Below are 16,905 nucleotides of genomic sequence, written 5' to 3'. Positions count from 1 at the left end.
AGGTTCTGGAAGGCCATCCGAAGCTGGAATTGGAAAGCTACGGTGTCGGCCCCAAGCCGATTCCCGGAGATGGCGAGCCGGTATTCGGCCGGTTGAAGGACATCAAGGGATACCACGTCGCCTTCAGCCACAGCGGCGCAACGCTTGGCCTGATCGCCGGCGAGCTGCTTGCCGACGAGATCGCCACGGGAAGAGAGCACCCACTCCTCGCAGGCTTTCGGCCAGCTCGGTTTTCTTGAAGATCGATTCAAGATCGGAACTGCCGCTTGGTCGATCCGATGTTGCCGGAATAACTCATGACGATCGTGCTTTTCGCCCAACCCTGCGCTCGTTTGACTCGCCCGCGTACTGCGACCCGGCGTTCTTCCTTCGCCTAAAGATCCTGCCTCGCTCGTTCGACGCTGGTTTATCTTGGCCAAGCCAGCCGACTTGCGTCGCCTCAGGTGAGCCCGTGCCGGACGAGATGGCGAACGACCGGCGAAAACATCAGCTGGCCGATATAAGATCCGGTGTTCGCCTGCTCGAACAGTGTTTCGGCGGCTACCGCATCCTCGACTATGGGGATACCTGCCTGGCGCGCCTGAGCCATTATCTCGTCGGCCGCGCGGCCTTGACCCTTGCCAACGACCGTCGGCACCGGCGTTTCGTCTTTGACGTAACGCAATGCCACGGCGCGGTCGCCGGACACGAAGACGATGACCGCATTCTTCGCACCCAGCTTCGCAGGTTGCATCACCGCTTCGCGCCGCTGTCGCTGCTGTTCATGGCGGATCAATGGATCTCCTTCGAGATCCTTGTGTTCGCGCTTGTATTCGGTTGCCGTCATGCGCATGTCGCGAAGGAACAGCCAGCGCTGAATGGGAACATCGATCAAGCCGATAACGACAAAGGCCAGGGCGGCGGCAATTCCAAGGGGTGTCAGCACCGCCTTGATAATCGGCTCCAGGCATGACTGACCACAGCCTGGCGCATCGAACAGCGGCTGCAGCCATTCGGTCAAGATGAATACGAACAGGCTTGCCAGCAACACCACCTTGATCAGGCCTTTGGTGAACTCGATGACGTTGCGCAGCGACAGGATTTTCTGAAGGCCCTTCGCCGGGTTTATGTTATCGAACTGCGGCTTGAGCTGCTCAAACGAGAAGACCGGTCCGAACGTCCCCAGCATGCCGAAGGCCACGGTAAAAACGACAACGATCCCGACCAGTGGAAATGTGGCAAGCATCAGCAACGAAAGCGAATGGCGAATGGCCCCCAGGCTGACCTCCCCGAACGAGCCGCCGGGCACCGTCACGGTTTGTACGAGCTCCGAAAGGCGCCTGAAGAGCATCGGCCAGGAAAAATAGAGATACGCGAGCGCTGCGAAAAGCGTGAAGCCGGAGACCAGGTCGCGGCTTTGCGAAACCTGGCCTTTGCGGCGGGCGTCACGAAGCTTCTTGTCGGACGCTGGTAATTTCTTTTCCTCAGCTTCTTCGGTCATGTTGCAATCTCATCGCACTGTCGTGGTTCCAGTAGGCCGCTGAATAGGGAGAGGTGGATATGCGGTTGCATGTCGTATTCTGGCCAATCGTCATCACGCTGGCGCTGAGCGGTTGCCAGACGAGCAAAACCGGCGCTGTGCAGGCGAAGGCCTAAATGTCCCCGTCCGTCCGGCTGGCGTCATGAGGTTGCCTCTTGCCCGGCCTTCGGCTGAGCCGATGGCAACGACCGGGAGACACTGCTCGCCTCGGCCTTGCCCGAGCGGCCCGCGATCGTGGCCAGCGGCTGGACGTTGAATTCTTGCGCGAGTTCCTGGAAGGACAGAACCGGAAGCTCGATGGCATTGTGTATGAGCAGGCTCCGCATATGACGCCGCACATCCATCGCGGCGAGGACCACCGGTGAGACGTCGGTGGAGTTCTGCGTCAGCGCCCGCTCGATTTCGGTGACCAGGGCCTGCGCATCATCGTCGGAAAGATTCAGGAATGTCCCGGTCGAAGTGCTTTGCACCGCGTTTCGCAAGATATCCTCGGCCGACCGCTGCAGGACATAGGCGGCGATGATGTTGGTGCGGCCGGCGGAGCGGAAGCTGATCTGGCGCTTCAGGGATGTGCGGACATATTCCGTCAGCAGGACGACGTCCTGTTCGCGCTGGCCCCATTCGATCAGGGCCTCGAGGATCAGGCGCAGATTGCGGATCGGCACGTTTTCATCGACGAGCCGGCGAAGCACTTCTGCGATCTTCTGCAGCGGCACGATCTCCTGTGCCTGTTTGATCAGGTCCGCATAATCCGGCTCCATGTCCGACAGCAGCCTGCGTGTCTCCTGAATCCCGACGAAATGGCCGGCATAGAGCCGAAGCGAATTTTCGGTCCATTTGGCCGCTGTTTCGGCTGGCGTGGAGAAGGCGAAGCCGGCTTCCTTCAGCACCGATATGTTGCTGTCATCGACCCACGCGAATTTGCGCTGACCGGCAACCGGAGGAGCTCTTTCGTAGGTCACTTCAAGCAGATCGAGATGCGTCGCGTCCGCTTCGACAAGAACGCGGTCGGCTGGAATTTCGGCATCCAGGATGGGCGCTCCTTCCAGATCGATGCGGATGCCTCGTGGTGAAAGCATCTCGTCGACCTGCGTGCCGATAGCCGGAACGTCGACACCGAGATCGCCGAACAGTTCGCGGCGCACGCCGTCGGCGAGCGTGGCAAACTCGGGCTCCGGGATTGAGCGTCCTAGCTCGGTTCCGAAGCGGACCACGACGCGATAGGAAGGAGGCAGTGTTCCGGTGGGGATTGCTGAAAGCGAGGCGGAATTTCCTGGTTCGGGCGTGGCGATCTGGCCGATGTCTTTGGGCCCGGATTCCTGGGCAGTGCGGCGATTGATTGCGTAGGCGCCCGCTCCGAAGCAGGCGCCAAGCATGAGGAACACGACGGCAGGGAAGCCTGGCACCATGGCAAGGCCAACCATGATCACCGCGGCAAGCGCGAGCGCTCGGGAGTCCCGCAGCAGCTGGCTGGTTATTTGCTGGCCAAGGTCTCCCGTTCCGTCGGCGCTGCCGACGCGCGTCACCATCGTACCGGCGGCCACGGCGACGAGCAGTGCCGGTATCTGAGCCACCAGCCCGTCGCCCACGGTGAGCAGCGAGTAGGTGGAAGCCGCGTCCCCCAGGGACATATCGTGCTGCAGTGTCCCAACGGCGAAACCACCGACAAGGTTGACCAGAATGATCACGATCCCGGCGATGACATCGCCCTTGACGAATTTCATCGCGCCATCCATCGCGCCGAACAGCTGGCTCTCGCGCTCCAGCTGCTGGCGCAGGCGGCGTGCCTCCGCATGATCGATGTCGCCGTTGCGCAACTCGGCATCGATACTCATCTGCTTGCCCGGCAGGGCATCGAGCGTGAAGCGCGCGGCCACCTCGGCGACGCGTTCGGCACCGCGTGCAACCACGATGAACTGTGCGACGGTGATGATCAGGAAGATGACCAGGCCCACCGCAATACTGCCGCCGACGACGAAGGTACCGAAGGCGGTAATGATGTCGCCCGCGTCGGCCTGGAGCAGGATCAGTCGCGTTGTCGTGATTGTGATGGCCAGCCGGAACAGGGTGGCGATGAGGATGACCGACGGCAGCGACGAGAACTGGAGCGGATGAGAGACGTAAAACGAAGCCAGCAGGATAAGCACGCTGATGGCGATATTTGCGGTGATGAGAATATCGACGAGGAATGTCGGCAATGGGATGAGCATCATCACCACGGCGACCAGCAGCAGGACGGCGATGACGAGGTCGCTGCGGCGTGACAGCCTCGCCAGGAATTGCAGAAGCCGCTCCGACACGGTCATTCAACACCTCGTTGCGACAGGAAGCTCAGCAAGGCACTGCGCGCCTCGGTCTTGCGCCCGGCCGCCAGCAAGGCGCGGCTCTTCAGCAAGGCAAGCGCCGGATGGTCCATTCCTTCCAAGGTCTCCAGCCTGGCGATCGTGGCAAGCGCCTTTTCCGCCTCGCCATCAAGTGTGAGCAGGTGCGCCAATGTCCTGAGCACGCCGGCATTTCCCGGCGAGAGCTGTGCGGCGATAAGCAGGTACGCCGCGCCCCGCTTTGCCTGCCCGTGACACCCGTAGAGATAGCCCAGGACATGCAGCAGATGCACCGTCTCATGCGGGTCGGTCAGATTTCGATTCCTTCCTGCATGCGACCAAGCAGATCGCGATGACGCTCGATTTCATCCTCCATCAGCGTTCTGGCGAGTGCCTTGAGTTGCTCGCCGCCCTCGAGGTCAGGGACCAGGTCCGCTACGAAATGCTGAAGAATTGGCACAGAACGACGCAGGATGGCTGGCTCGGGAATACTGGGCATGACGAAGTTGATGAGGATCTCATCGAGCGATTCCCCGGCTTGACCCGGAGAGGGCTGGAATTCCGCTGTTTGTGTCTTTTCCGTACCAGCGGCCGACTTCGTGCCCTGTGCACGGTTTGAGGCTTTGTCGACGCCATTCATCCGTCGCCGGTTGGTCGATTGACCGCGTACGCTTTCGGCCTGGCGAACCTCGCGGCCGGGTGTGTCGCCCCTTGCCGTGTCGAACCGCGGCCCTTCAAGCCGGCGGCTCACGGATATTTCAGCGCGACCGTGGCGCCGCCCTTGGTCAGGAGAAGTTCCGTCTCGCCGATATGCTTTATGGTCCAGCCGTCATTCGTGAATGCACCTTCGTGGTAGCGTGCACCGTCGGCTGCGATGACGTAGGGCCGCTCGCCATACCAGATTGCCTGCAGCGTCAGGCGCGGAGCCTGCTCCGCATTGCCGATCATGACGTTGGAGACCAGCGCAATGTGGGCGCCGAACGCCTGGTCGAACCAGGATTGCGTTTCCGTCCAGACACCGCTCTTGTCATTCGGGATCATCCCCGAGACCAAGAGGCGTCCCGTTGATTGCTGAACGGTCAATGCGCTTATGCCCGACTGCTCGAGATGCTGCTTGAGCTGGCTTGCCGCTGCGGCGGCATTCTGAATTTGCGGCGGCGATGAATCGTCCAGCACTTCTTGCCCTGCCGCGCCGGCGAAGGCCATTCTGATCGGTTCGCCGTCCTGAGAGGCTAGCTTCTCCTCGCCAATGTCTGGCTTGGCGAAAGAGAACCCGTTCGCAGCGACGGAGACGGCGAAGACGGCAAGGAGAACGCTGCCCGCAACCAGGAGAGGACGATTGGAAACAGGCCAGCGGTTCGATCCGCGCGCCGGGTTAACCAGCCGGATACTGGCATCACCCACATTTATGATGAGCGGCAGCCTGCAGCGGCTGCCATGTCCCTCGTGGATGGTCTCTCCCGTGGCAAGCGCCACATCACCGCCAACGGCTTCGATTTCAAACTGGCTGCCCTGACGCCGCAGCCTTGCATGGATCGGCGCGATGCCTGCATCCCTGAGGACAATGTCCGACTCCGTGCTGGAGCCGACCGTATAGACCGGCTCGACCAGATCGATTTCGGCGCCGGCGTGAAATCCGTGGATTACGCTAAGCGCGATGGAATGCCGTGCTGCCGTGGAGGGAGCGATAATCGATCGGAACCGGCGCGCCGGTGCCGCATCCAGATATCTGCCGATAGGCCTAGCGGTCATGCAACTTGATCTCCCGCCGATGACAATTTCAAATGCAGCCAGACGACGGCGTTGAAAGGTTTCTGCCGTGCAGTACGCCGCCGGTTGCTTTCGGCGGCGTATGGGTTCGAAAATCCGCTGCCTTAGGCCTTTTCAGCCGACTGGCCGAGCGTTTTCGCGGTGCTCATCAGCATGTCATGTTGGGATTTCGCGATCTCTTTCGTGATCTCCAGCCCGAACATGCGCTCCTGTTGCTTGATCATCTTGTCCAGGTTCTGTTCCGGCGACCCGGCAGAGCCGGAGGTAATGGGAGGGGTAGCAGCCATCATTGTCTCCTTGAGGGACTATTCAAGTTACAAACTCCGGACTCACACCGCTGCGATCCGGCAGGTTGCCGAGGCACTCTAAGGCAGCATGACCGAAATTGAAAGTCCATTTGGAATATGCGACCCGCTCAAGTTCCAATTGTTGCATTGCCAACGCGTGAGGAGTAATCTGCCAAGCGGGTGAATGGGGTACTTCAGGATGGAAAAAGGTCCTTTGGCCGAGTTATTGGTCGAACGGTTTGACAATATGCCGCCGCAGTTGCGGGTCGCCGCGCGTTTCGTGCTGGATCATCCCAAGGAGGTCGCGCTGATGTCGATGCGCGAGCAGGCGCACCAGGCTGGCGTTTCGCACAGCACGATGATGCGGCTGGCGCGATTGCTTGGCCTTGAAGGTTACGAGGATATGCGCGGTCTTTATGCGCGCGCGCTGCGGGAGACGATCGCAGGAGAGCCGGCGCGACAGGGGATCGAACAGCGTGGCGATCCGGGATATTCGACCGTCGGCGTCGTTGCCGACAGGCTAGCGGCCCAGATTTCAAGTCTTGGTGAATACACCAACGCCATACAGATCGTTGCCGCCGCCGACCTGCTTGCAAGATCGCGCGATGTTTTCGGTCTCGGCTCACGTTCGGCTTATCCGGTCGCCAGCCACTTCGTTCACGTCATGTCGTTTCTGGCTGGCGGTGATCGCAAGGTGACGCTTGTCGGCGAGATGGCCGGACAGGGCCTGGATGCACTCCAGCACGCGGGACGTGGCGACGTGCTTCTGGCTGTGGGCATGGCGCCTTATGAACGCACGACCATCGACGTGGCGCGCCAGGCGGCTCGGCAAGGCGTCGGCGTGATTGCAATCACCGACAGCAGCGTGTCTCCGCTGACGCGGATCGCGCGGGAGACAATCATCGTCACGTCGAATTCTCAGTCGTTCTTCCGAAGCATGGCGCCGGCGTTCGCCGCCGTCGAGCTTCTGGCGGCGCTGACGGCAGCGCGGTCCGAAACGGATGCCGTCGAACGGGTAAAACAGTCGGAAGAGCAGCTTGCCGCTTTCGGCATTTATTGGAAGCCCCCTCGATAGCCTCCGAAAGGGTGCGATCGGGCGGGCGTGCCGGCGGCCAGGCTGCCGGCAACAGTGATTTCCGGAGGTCGTCCAGATGGTTCGCCCGATAACGCTCAACAAGCCGCCGGTCCAGCCGCAGAAGGTCAATGCAACGGCAAACACCGAGCAGATAGCGCGGCTGGAGGCGCAGGCGGCGAAACTCCGGGAGCAGATCAGGCTCGCCAACAGGATGGGCGAGCGCGACTGGTCGGCGCAGGCCCGTCAGGAACTGGCGCAGGTGAACACGCAGCTGAGTTCCCTTCAGCCGCCGCCTGTCGCGGCTCCGGCGGCGCCGGGCATCAACCTCGTGAACGCTGGCACCGGCACGCCCGGCAACGGCACGACGGTGACGCCGGCGCTCTATGTGCGGACTGATCTCGCGGCACCCACGCTGGCGCCGGTCAAACTTGACGGAAGCAAGCCCGACGACAACGCCGCGGAAGCGACGACTGCCCGCAACATCGTTAACGACGTCACCGGCGGCAAGAGCATCGACCAGATCGCGTCTGCCCGCGGCATGACGCGCGACCAGGTCATCGCCGCGCTCCGGTCTGGCGGCATGACCGTGTCGACCACCGATCCGAATAGCGATGTGCAGACGACGAAAATCACGGATGCCAGCGGCCGCACCGTCACGCAATATTACGACTACCAGCACGACAGCTACTATACGAGCGTCGAGCAACCCAACGGAACCGCGACCACCACGCCGGTCCGGGATGGGCTCGGGCGCAAGGAAACCAGCAGCTACAATGCCGACACCGGCGCCATAACGACACGTTACGAAGACGACCTCGGTTCGGGCACCGTCACCGAGCGGACGTCGCTGCCCAACGGTGCTTCGGTGGAAACGGTGACGCCGGGCGCCGGCCCGTCGCTTCCCGTCACCACGGTCACCGGTCCAGACGGCCGCAAGACCATATTGGCGGCCGCGCAGGATCCCGGCGGGACAAGCACGCAGAATATCAAGGACGGTCTGGCGGACGGCAAAAGCATCGAGCAGATCGCGCGGGACAACGGCCGCACCAGCGAGCAGGTGATCGCCGAACTGCAGGCCGCCGGCTATCAGGTCAAGACGCAGGCAGCGGCAAGCGGCAACGGCGACGTGCAGTCGGTCGAAATCGTCGATCCGCACAGCGGCAACAAGACCGTCTACTCGCACGACTATCAGCACGACGAACGCACCGTCGTGACCACGGCGGACGGCAAGGAAACGTCGCAGTCCGTCGATGGCAACGGCAAGACCCGCAACAGTGTACGCAACACCAAGACCGGCGAAACCACGACCACCATCGTCGATCCGAAAACAGGGACCGAGACCAAGATCGTCACCGACAAGGACGGCCGCGTGACGACGACCACCACCGAGAAGATCAACGGCGGCAAACCCGTCGAGTACGAGGTCAAACCCGACGACAACCTGACCCTGGTCGCGCGGCAACATGGCGTGACACTGGATGATCTCAGGCGGACGAATCCGGAACTTTTCAGCTCGTCCCGCGACCCGGACACCATCCATCCGGGCGAAAAAATCACCATCGAAAACGGGACGCGCACGACGGTGGAGGTCAGCTTCAACGGCTATACGCTGACCACCAGGCCCGATGGCAGTCTGACGCTGCACAACAACACCACCGGCATCGACCTGAAGATCGAGGCAGGAAGCACGCAGGCCTCCCTGGCCAGGACGCTATTGGCGGTGAACCCCAACAGCAGCAATTCCGAGGAGGCAAAGGAAGGCCAGGTCGTGAAGACCTTTGTCGAAGGGCTGTTGGCCGGTGAGACCTTGCCCAGCCTCATCGACGCCGCGGAGAAAGCCGGACAGGACAAACAGGCTCTGATCGACAAATACGGTCTGGGCACGGCCGCCAAGCCCAAGCTGGATGGGCAAAACAGGGTTGTCGATCCGTTCGGCGATCCGCCACAGGGCAACGCACCTTCCGGAGGGAAGTGGACGCCGATGAAGATCGACGGCGTCTGGACCTGGGTCGATCCCCAGGTCGCCCAGGCCATCATTGACGAGAACATCGCCCTGTCGCGCATCACCGAGACGCGAGCCTTGGCCGGCCAGCAGCAGGAGCAGTTCAACGTCGATATGCTCGATCCCGCCTACAAGGATGCGGTCGATGGCGCGCAGACCATCATAAACAAGGCATTGGCGCCTCACGGCCTGCAATGGACTGCGCAGAAACCGAAGGGCACGCTCGCCGATGCGCGGGAGCGGCTGACCAAGGCCAACACCTTGCTGCAGAACGCACGGGATGCCCGCGGCGAATATGAGAATGCCGGACGCGTCCTCAAAGATGCCATCGCCGGGCAGAGCACGCTGACGCCGCTGGGTGATCCCAATGCAACAGCCGTCGGCCCTGTCAACGGCCCGAACCGGTATACGGAACACGCTCAGGGTGTCGCCGAGCATGCAGCCGTCGACAAGCTGTTTTCCGAGGTCGGCCTGCATCTGAGCAAGGGCGACAAGCTCACCATCGATTTCCTGGTGGGGAAGGCCGAACTGGACGGCGTCCCCACGGACTCGAAGGAATACAAGGACCTGAAGGCGCTGCAGACGACAGCAGGCAGTCAGCTCGAACTGGCGCAGGCCTACCAGAACTACTTCGACGCTCATACCACTGCCGCACAGGTCGGCGCGCAGCAGACGGATCTCGAGCAAAAGCTGCTTGTCCAGTATCTTGGCGAACAGAAGTTCGACCCGAACGAGGAATACAACCGGTATAGCGGCGACTACCTGGGTCACTACAAGACCTCGACGCTCGAAGTCCGTGATGGCCAGCTCTGGGTCGTCAACCATTTCGACAAAGGAACGACAGAGCAGCAGCTCACCTACAGTCTGAACGACAAGAACGTCAGGGACGAATACCGGGACCGCCAGCTCAACAAGGACTGGCAACAGCTTCTGAGCGGTTCGACGGAGAAGGTGTGCACCGCCAACGGCCTGGAAACCGCGAAGGCCGGCGAGGCGCAAGCGGCAAAGAATCTGAACGATGTCCTAGACAAGCAGCTCGGCAACAGCATCACCGACCTGAAAACGAAGCTGACGAGCCTGCAGACCAACTTCAACAATGCGCTGACGCAACACGGGCCTGGGGCGGTCGATGCGCCCCAAGGGACGCTGCCCGATGGCGTGCAGCCGGTCGAAATCGATGTCGGCGGACAGACGATCAAGGTGGCGCCGGAGGTTGCCCAGAAATACAACCAGATAGGGATCGATGCGCTGACCCAGGGCGGCAAGGCAATCTGGATCGACCTGGACACACACGATGACGATCATGGTGGCCGCTGGGTCGACCCCGAACTGGCGGTCTCCAAGCTCAAGCTTGATGCGACAAGGGCTGAGATAACGCAGGCCGAGGATCTGCGCAGGGTGGTGCAGGGGTTCAGCGATTACCATGAGCTTCGGCTCAGCGATCCCTCGCTCTTGGCCGACCGCAACGGCACGGTGGACAAGACCTATCTGGACGAACATCAGCAACAGACGCTCGACGGCATCTATCAGCCGAAGTTCCAGCAGCTGCTCGACAGCGGCTACGACAACGAGTTCCGGGAACAACCTGGTACGACCCTCGACGACACGGTCGCCAGGACGTTCGGCCTGGATCGTTCGACCGATGATGGCCGCGAGGCGATCGACAATGTGACGGAGGAGATCCGCGATATTGGCGGCGACAATCCGTATGTGCGCAGAGTACCGATCTTCTACGTCGACGACGAGGTCGGGACGCAGCAGGTCACGCTCTTTGCCGTGCGCGACGGAGACGGCAACACTCGCTATGTCGACGCAACCGGCAAGAAGTTCGACGACCTCGGCGATTTCCAGGACAACAACAGCCAGTTTGGTGAGAACGGCAAGCTCGTCGTTCCCAAAGGACTGGAGATGAAGGCGGGAGACGACGGCAAGATCGCGCTTGAAGTGGTGAAGGCGCGCAACGTCTCGGTCTGGGACAAGGTTGTCGATCCGCTGGTTGGCATTGGGACCGGCATCGCCACTATCCTGTCGTTCACGCCGGCCGCGCCGATCGCGGCACCGCTGGCCTATACGGGGGCTGCCTATCTCGGAACCCGAGCGGTCATAAACCAGGTCAACCATCTGGAACATGGCGGCGAGTGGGACGATAGAGAGTCACTGATGAACATCGCCAGCGCGGCGACCACGGTTCTGCCCATGGCATCCAGCGGCCTGCGCACCATTGGCATGGCGGGAAAGGAAATGACCGCTCTCCAGGCCTTCCGCGGCAGCATAGGCGCAACACGGTCTGGCTCTTCCCTGGCGCTCGAAACCCGCAGCTACATGCAATCGACCGCCGGCCTGAACAAGGCGGCGTGGGGAATGGATGTCGGCTCGGTGATTGTCGGCGCACCCTTACTGGCGACCTCTGCCTACGATCTTGCCGTCAACGGAGACCAGATGAATGGTCTCCAGCTTGCCAATGCGCTTACGGGTCTTGGCACCGGGGTCACCGGTACCGGCCTCGGCATCCACGGCCTGCGTACGTTGCGGCCGGGAACGGGCACGCAGGCGAGCTCCAATGGTCCGGACGCCAGTCCGCCACCGGTCAGCGACGGACCACACCAGCAGCCGCCTGGCGGCAACGGACCGCGGCAATTGCCGCCGGCGCCGGAGCCCGGTTCCTCGGGGCGCCCAATGAATGTCTATGAGATCGGTGCCGACGGCGTTTACAGGCCGACCGGGAAGCAGGTCTTCCACGACCCCAGCCATCCGGTGATACCTGGAGACGTGATCAAGGCCGATGACGGCAGCGGCGATGGTTCGACAATGCAGCCGGGCCACGATCCTCAGGGGTCGACCCCGCCTGGTACTGCCCATCCCGCCGATGGCGATCCCATCATCGTACCGGGCAAGCCGACAGGACAAGACGGAACGGTGCGCCTCGTCTGGGACCCGGAGACACGCAGCTTTGCCAGCACGCCCGGACACGACACGAGCGAGTATGTCTACACCAGCGGCAAGGATCCGAGGACGCCCTCGGCCTATCTCGACGGCTTGACCGTCGAACAGCTTGTGATCCGCTACGAGCAGGAGAAGGGTTATTATTCCAGCCGCGAAATGGCCGAGCGCTATGGCCCGGACGGCGTCCAGATACCGCGCACGCCACTTCGCGACATCCTGCCGGACTTCCGCGTCGGCGTCACCTTCCGGGCCCGGCTGAACACCGGAGATGCATTCGGGATCGGCTCGCCGACAATTGCGGCCGTCGGCTTCGGTGTCGGAACCAAGACCGATTTCGGCATGATCGGATGGTCGATCGTCGACAGCGTCGGCCAACGCAGCCTGACGCCGTTCAAGGACGCGCTCGGCACCCAGGGCGTCGTATCCTACCGGGCACGCGAATACAGGAACATCACAAGCCTCCAGGCCGGCGTATGGCCGGTGTCCAACCAGACGGCCTTCCCGGTCCGCAGCAGCGATCTGTCGGCGGCTGCGAGCAAGGCGATATTCAGCGATGCGACCGGCTATGACGCCAAGCCAGTGGATGCCGCCATCGTCGGGATGACGCCGGATGGCGAAGGCACCGTGATCGAGATGGCCTACACGCCTTCGCTCGATGGCAAGGAGGTCACGCTCGCACCCGGCCAGCACGATTTCTTTGGTGTGCCGGCGGAAAACAGCTCCGGCCATGTCACGCTGCAAGGCGCGCTTCCGTTCGACCGTGTCATGACCGAGACGAAGGCCGGCATACGCCTGCCGATCGTGGCCAATCATGTCGCGGCGGTGGACCAGATGCCGCGCGTCGGCTTCGAGAAGCGCCCGGAACTGTCCGTCAAGGACACGCTCCAGCCGGGCGACATTGTGTCGACGCAGGCATACGACCAGATCCAATCCGCTCTCGGCTCGACAAGCCTGAAGATCCAGTTCGCGGTCAAGGATCCGGCGAAGGCGTCCGAACTCATCGCAGCCATCGGCCAGGGCGATGGCATCCGCTCGATCCGTGACCTCGTCAAGGCCGGCCAGATCGATCCGTCGAACACGGTTTCTCTGGTTGACGAACCGACGCTGAGCGGGTTGCGGCTGTCGGCCATACCGGGCAAGGCGCCCACCGCGGACATCGTTTTGCTGACCGGCGAGAAGGCTCGAATTGTAAATCCCGAGGCGATGCTGGTCGACGTCATCTTCAACGATCACAACAGGCTGCCTGGCGTACTGGGGTTCAATCCCGACCGGATGGTCACGTCCGCGACCTACAAGGTGAAATCGACAGTACAATCATGGCTTCCGGCGCGCTTCCAACCCGACGGATCAGCGCAGTCCCGCTACATGCCGAGCGCGGGCAACATCTATAAGAACCTCTACGGTTCGCATGGCACCCCGGCCACGCGCTACACGCTTTCACTGTCGACCCATCCTCTGCCTGCTGGAGCGTTGACTTTCAGCGCCGAGGTGAGAATCCAATACAAGTCCAAGGCGGCCAGCATCGCGTCTTCGATCGCCGAGAACGAAACCGCGACACTGACCTTCAATCGGGCCGACGGGCAAACTGAGGAATTGACGATCCCGGCCTGGCTCGCCCACACCGTGGAAACCTCGCGCGACGGCTCGGCGACAGGCATTCCGAAGGGCGGCAAGGCCTCTTTGGAGCAGTTCCTCGGCGAACTGGAAAAGAACGCAAGGCCCGACCAGCGCGCGGCGATCGAGCAGTTCCGGACGGAATTCGGCCCATCGATCGTCGATGGCGGCTTCATGCGCCAGAACGTTGCCGATGGCGTGCTGACCTTCCTCTCCTCGCAAGTGGGCAGCCGCCGAAACGGCCCGATTCAGATAAGGGACGAGCACGGTCAATCCGTGACCGCCACCCGATATGGACCGCTGCCAAAGAGCGCGGAGAATGTCTATGTGCCGCCAGCCGACGGACAACCAGCGCGCGGCGACGAAACGGAACTGATGCACAAATCGCATATTCTGTTCCGCGATCCGGAGACCGGAGAGGCATACGTCCTGCCATGGGTGCGCGGCGCCTCCGAGGACCATGTGCCGGGCAGTCAGGGAAGGCCGGAAGGCGAGACCGTGCCGCCGGCGGCAACGCCAGCCAGGAAGGCAATCGAGGCGGCGCCTCCAACGACCTATTCGCTGCAACAGGTCCGCAACATGCGCCAGCCCGAGAAATGGCAGGCCGGCGAGATCTATACGCGCGAACTCAATGGGTCGCCTGGAGAAGTGCATTTCCCGGTCGATGCCAACCCGGGCGGGGCGCACCCCGTCTCAGGCGTGGGTGGGCGGTATGTGGATTCGCCCGTCTTCAAGAGCGACGACGTGATCGAAGCGATCGAGGTCAAGACCTATCATCGCTGGACGACGATCAACGGTGTCGCGCAGATGCGCGAAGTACCACTCACGCCGAAACTGCAGGAGCAGATCAACAAGGATGTGGCGCTGCGGAACGAGAACCCGGGTTATCAGCCGCGCTGGGTTTTCCTCGATGCGCCGCCTTCCGCGGACTTGCAGCGGGCGCTCGACGATGCGGGAATTGTCGGCAACATCTTCGGACACAACAAGCCCGCCACGGCAGCACCGCAACCCCAATCCGCAACGGCCGGAACCGGTTCGGGCCGAACCATGCAGCTCAAGGACGAGAGCGGCAAGGTGATCACCGCGACAATGTTGGGCACCGAGCCGAGGGGCCCGCAACAGGTTTATGTGCCGCCTTCCGACCGGCCTCGCGCGCCGGCCGATGCACCGGAGTTGGCGGACAAGACGCACATACTGGTGTACGACCCCGACACCGGCGAAGCCGTCGTGCTGCCATGGATACGCGGTGCTTCCGGCGGCCACGCGCTCACCCGAGATGGCGTCAGGGCGACGCCGCTTGACCAGGTGCCGGATCTCGTCATGGGCAATTTCCAGCCGAACCAGATTCCCTGGCTCAAGCGTGAGCAGGTGGCCGAACTGACGGAACAGCAGTTCCGCGACTTGGATCAGGCCGGCTTGCTGCCTTCTCTGACCAGGAGCCAACTGCGGGGTATCCCGAAGGCAAAGATAGGCCAGGTCAACATCGCGGGCCTCGACGGGAAACAGATTCCTTGGCTGACCGAGGGCCACATCCGGAACATGACCGGCCAGCAGTTCCAAGATCTCGGCAAAGCCGGTTTGACGCCTCAACTGACGAAGCCACAGTTGCAGGCGATCAAAGGAGACTTGGTCGAGTTCGTCGACGTGTCGAAGTTGGAAGCGCGCCAGGTTCCTTGGTTCAAGCCCGGCCAGGTCGCGAAGTTCACGTCACAGCAATTCAAGGACGTGGGCGAGGCCGGATTGCTGAAGAACCTAACCGAGCGCCAGGTTCAGGCGATCCCCGAAACCATGGTCGGTTCCGTGGACGTGGCGAAGCTCGATCCCAAGCAGGTGCCGTGGCTGACCGAGAAGCAGATCCCGGTGTTGACCCGCGATCAATGGGGCGCCTTCACGATCCACCACACCGAAGCGCTGACCCAGCCGCAAATCGAAGCGGTGACACCAAAACAGTTCGAGGAAATGAGCCCCGGCCAGTTCCGCAAGTTCACGCTTGAGCAGTTCGAGTGGATGAGCGGGGATCACATGAACGGCCTCTCCGTGCTGCAACTGACGACCTATCGGGCAACCCATAAAAAGGCGATGACGCCGGAGCAAGCGAGCAGCGTCGATCTGGCGCTGAGCCATGCCAGGATACGGGAAAACGCTCAGGCGCTCGCCACCTTTGGCGGCATGTCGACCACCTCCTACATGCTGTGGACTTCGTTGCCGCCAACTTGGACCGCCACCGCAAGTGGGGTGGCATTTGGCGTGCGAGGCTTCGTTTTCGGCGCGCAGGCGCTCTTCCCCAACGCAACCGCGGGTCACAAGCCGTTCGGGCGATTCCTCAACGCGCTCGGCGGAGCCACATTCATAGCCGCGGCGCCAGGTGCCGCGACCGGGATGATCCAGGGTAAGGATCTTGTCGTCAACAGCACGTTTACGCTCGGCAACATCGTCTATGGCACGAAGTCGATGCTGCAGTCGTTCACAGGCAGACCGGTGATCCGAAACCTGGCCGAACATCTGGCTGGACCAGGATATGTGCTTGGCTGCGCCGTCTATACGCTGCATTCCTGGCCGGCGCCGATCGCAACAGTCGCCGGCACCATGTTCACGTTCGGCTGCGCGGAATTCTGGGCGTCGGCCATAAGGACGGACCGAATGAATAGCCGTTCGGTACCGCGGACCGATGCCGATATCGCGGCGGCGGAAAAGTCCGACAAAAGATGGACCGCATGGGATCGGTGGACCCTGGGCATCACCTTCGGCGTTGGAATGCTTCTCTTCTCGCTGGACTCCCTGCTCGCGGAGCCTTGGGAGGGCGCGAAGACGGCCCCTCCACCCGATCCGAAAAAACCGGATGGCGATGCCTCGTCCCAGCGACCCGATGATCCTTCGGATGTTCCAGGTGGGACGCAAACCCTGCCAGAGACCTTTCCGCAACTTGTCGTGCAAGCGGATGACGGCCTGAATTTGCGGACCCAGCCCGACGGGCATTCGGCCGTGGCGACGGTTCTGCAACCCGGCACATTCGTCGAACAGACCGCGAAGCCTTCGACCGATCCTTCGGGAGAAGCCTGGATACCCGTCGAAGGTTTCGGACCGGACGGCGAAATGCATAGCGGCTGGGTCTCCGGCGACTATGTCGAGGTTCACCCCAAGGGCAGCAGCAATTCCGAGGGCCGCACGAATCCAACACTGGAGAAGAATGGCTATCAGTGGGTCGACGTCAAGAACGGCGACTCTATCCGCCTGATCGCCAGGACCCATTCAGCGGATGTGGCGGAGACGGTGGTGCTCAACATGGATCATATCCTGAGTCCGGACATGATTTTCTCAGGCGACCGCATCTACCTGCCGGTCACGTCGGTCGGCTGAGGAACTGCCGGCCCAAT

The 16,905-nt window shown here is 62.1% G+C and carries 8 protein-coding genes and 1 pseudogene; 3 read left to right on the top strand and 6 right to left on the bottom strand.

Translation table 11 applies throughout. The features are described 5' to 3' along the window. Nucleotides 1-239: pseudogene (locus tag NKG99_RS25450) on the top strand (D-amino-acid oxidase); the annotation flags it as partial. Nucleotides 240-439: 200 nt separating this feature from the next. Here NKG99_RS25450 and NKG99_RS25445 read toward each other — a convergent pair. The 6 genes from NKG99_RS25445 to NKG99_RS25420 all read right to left on the bottom strand — a co-directional run bounded on the left by NKG99_RS25445 (nucleotide 440) and on the right by NKG99_RS25420 (nucleotide 5,900). Then, the gene (locus NKG99_RS25445) at nucleotides 440-1,480 is read right to left on the bottom strand and encodes an EscU/YscU/HrcU family type III secretion system export apparatus switch protein (protein WP_352871600.1); all 1,041 of its coding nucleotides are present in this window, start codon (nucleotides 1,478-1,480) and stop codon (nucleotides 440-442) included. Nucleotides 1,481-1,659: 179 nt separating this feature from the next. Beyond that, nucleotides 1,660-3,825 carry a type III secretion system export apparatus subunit SctV gene (sctV, locus tag NKG99_RS25440; protein ID WP_352871598.1) on the bottom strand — a complete coding sequence of 722 codons (2,166 nt, stop codon included), beginning with the start codon at nucleotides 3,823-3,825 and terminating at the stop codon, nucleotides 1,660-1,662. After that, on the bottom strand, nucleotides 3,822-4,133 hold the full coding sequence (locus tag NKG99_RS25435) for a tetratricopeptide repeat protein (RefSeq protein WP_352871596.1): 312 nt from the start codon (nucleotides 4,131-4,133) through the stop codon (nucleotides 3,822-3,824). The genes sctV and NKG99_RS25435 overlap by 4 nt, the downstream gene beginning before the upstream one ends. Nucleotides 4,134-4,150: 17 nt before the next feature. Next, nucleotides 4,151-4,591, bottom strand: a complete 441-nt coding sequence (locus tag NKG99_RS25430; protein ID WP_352871595.1) for a hypothetical protein — start codon at nucleotides 4,589-4,591, stop codon at nucleotides 4,151-4,153. After that, entirely contained in the window at nucleotides 4,588-5,592 is a 1,005-nt protein-coding gene (locus tag NKG99_RS25425) for a SctD/MshK family protein (protein WP_352871593.1), read from the bottom strand. Before NKG99_RS25425 ends, NKG99_RS25430 begins: the two co-directional genes overlap by 4 nt. A gap of 122 nt (nucleotides 5,593-5,714) precedes the next feature. Beyond that, nucleotides 5,715-5,900, bottom strand: a complete 186-nt coding sequence (locus tag NKG99_RS25420) for a hypothetical protein (protein ID WP_352871591.1) — start codon at nucleotides 5,898-5,900, stop codon at nucleotides 5,715-5,717. A 211-nt stretch (nucleotides 5,901-6,111) separates the two neighbouring features. On the opposite strand from NKG99_RS25420, the gene NKG99_RS25415 reads away from it, so the two are divergent. Then, the gene (locus NKG99_RS25415) at nucleotides 6,112-6,972 is read left to right on the top strand and encodes a MurR/RpiR family transcriptional regulator (RefSeq protein WP_352871590.1); all 861 of its coding nucleotides are present in this window, start codon (nucleotides 6,112-6,114) and stop codon (nucleotides 6,970-6,972) included. Between the two features lie 76 nt (nucleotides 6,973-7,048). After that, nucleotides 7,049-16,888: a LysM peptidoglycan-binding domain-containing protein gene (locus NKG99_RS25410; RefSeq protein ID WP_352871588.1), complete on the top strand. Its 9,840-nt coding sequence runs from the start codon at nucleotides 7,049-7,051 to the stop codon at nucleotides 16,886-16,888. Nucleotides 16,889-16,905 lie beyond the last annotated feature (17 nt).

It is taken from the genome of Mesorhizobium sp. M1409 (assembly GCF_040317535.1).
In the GTDB taxonomy this organism is placed as follows: Bacteria; Pseudomonadota; Alphaproteobacteria; order Rhizobiales; family Rhizobiaceae; genus Mesorhizobium.
The sequence above is the reverse complement of the archived record's forward strand: the minus strand, read 5'-3'. Positions and strand labels throughout refer to the sequence as shown.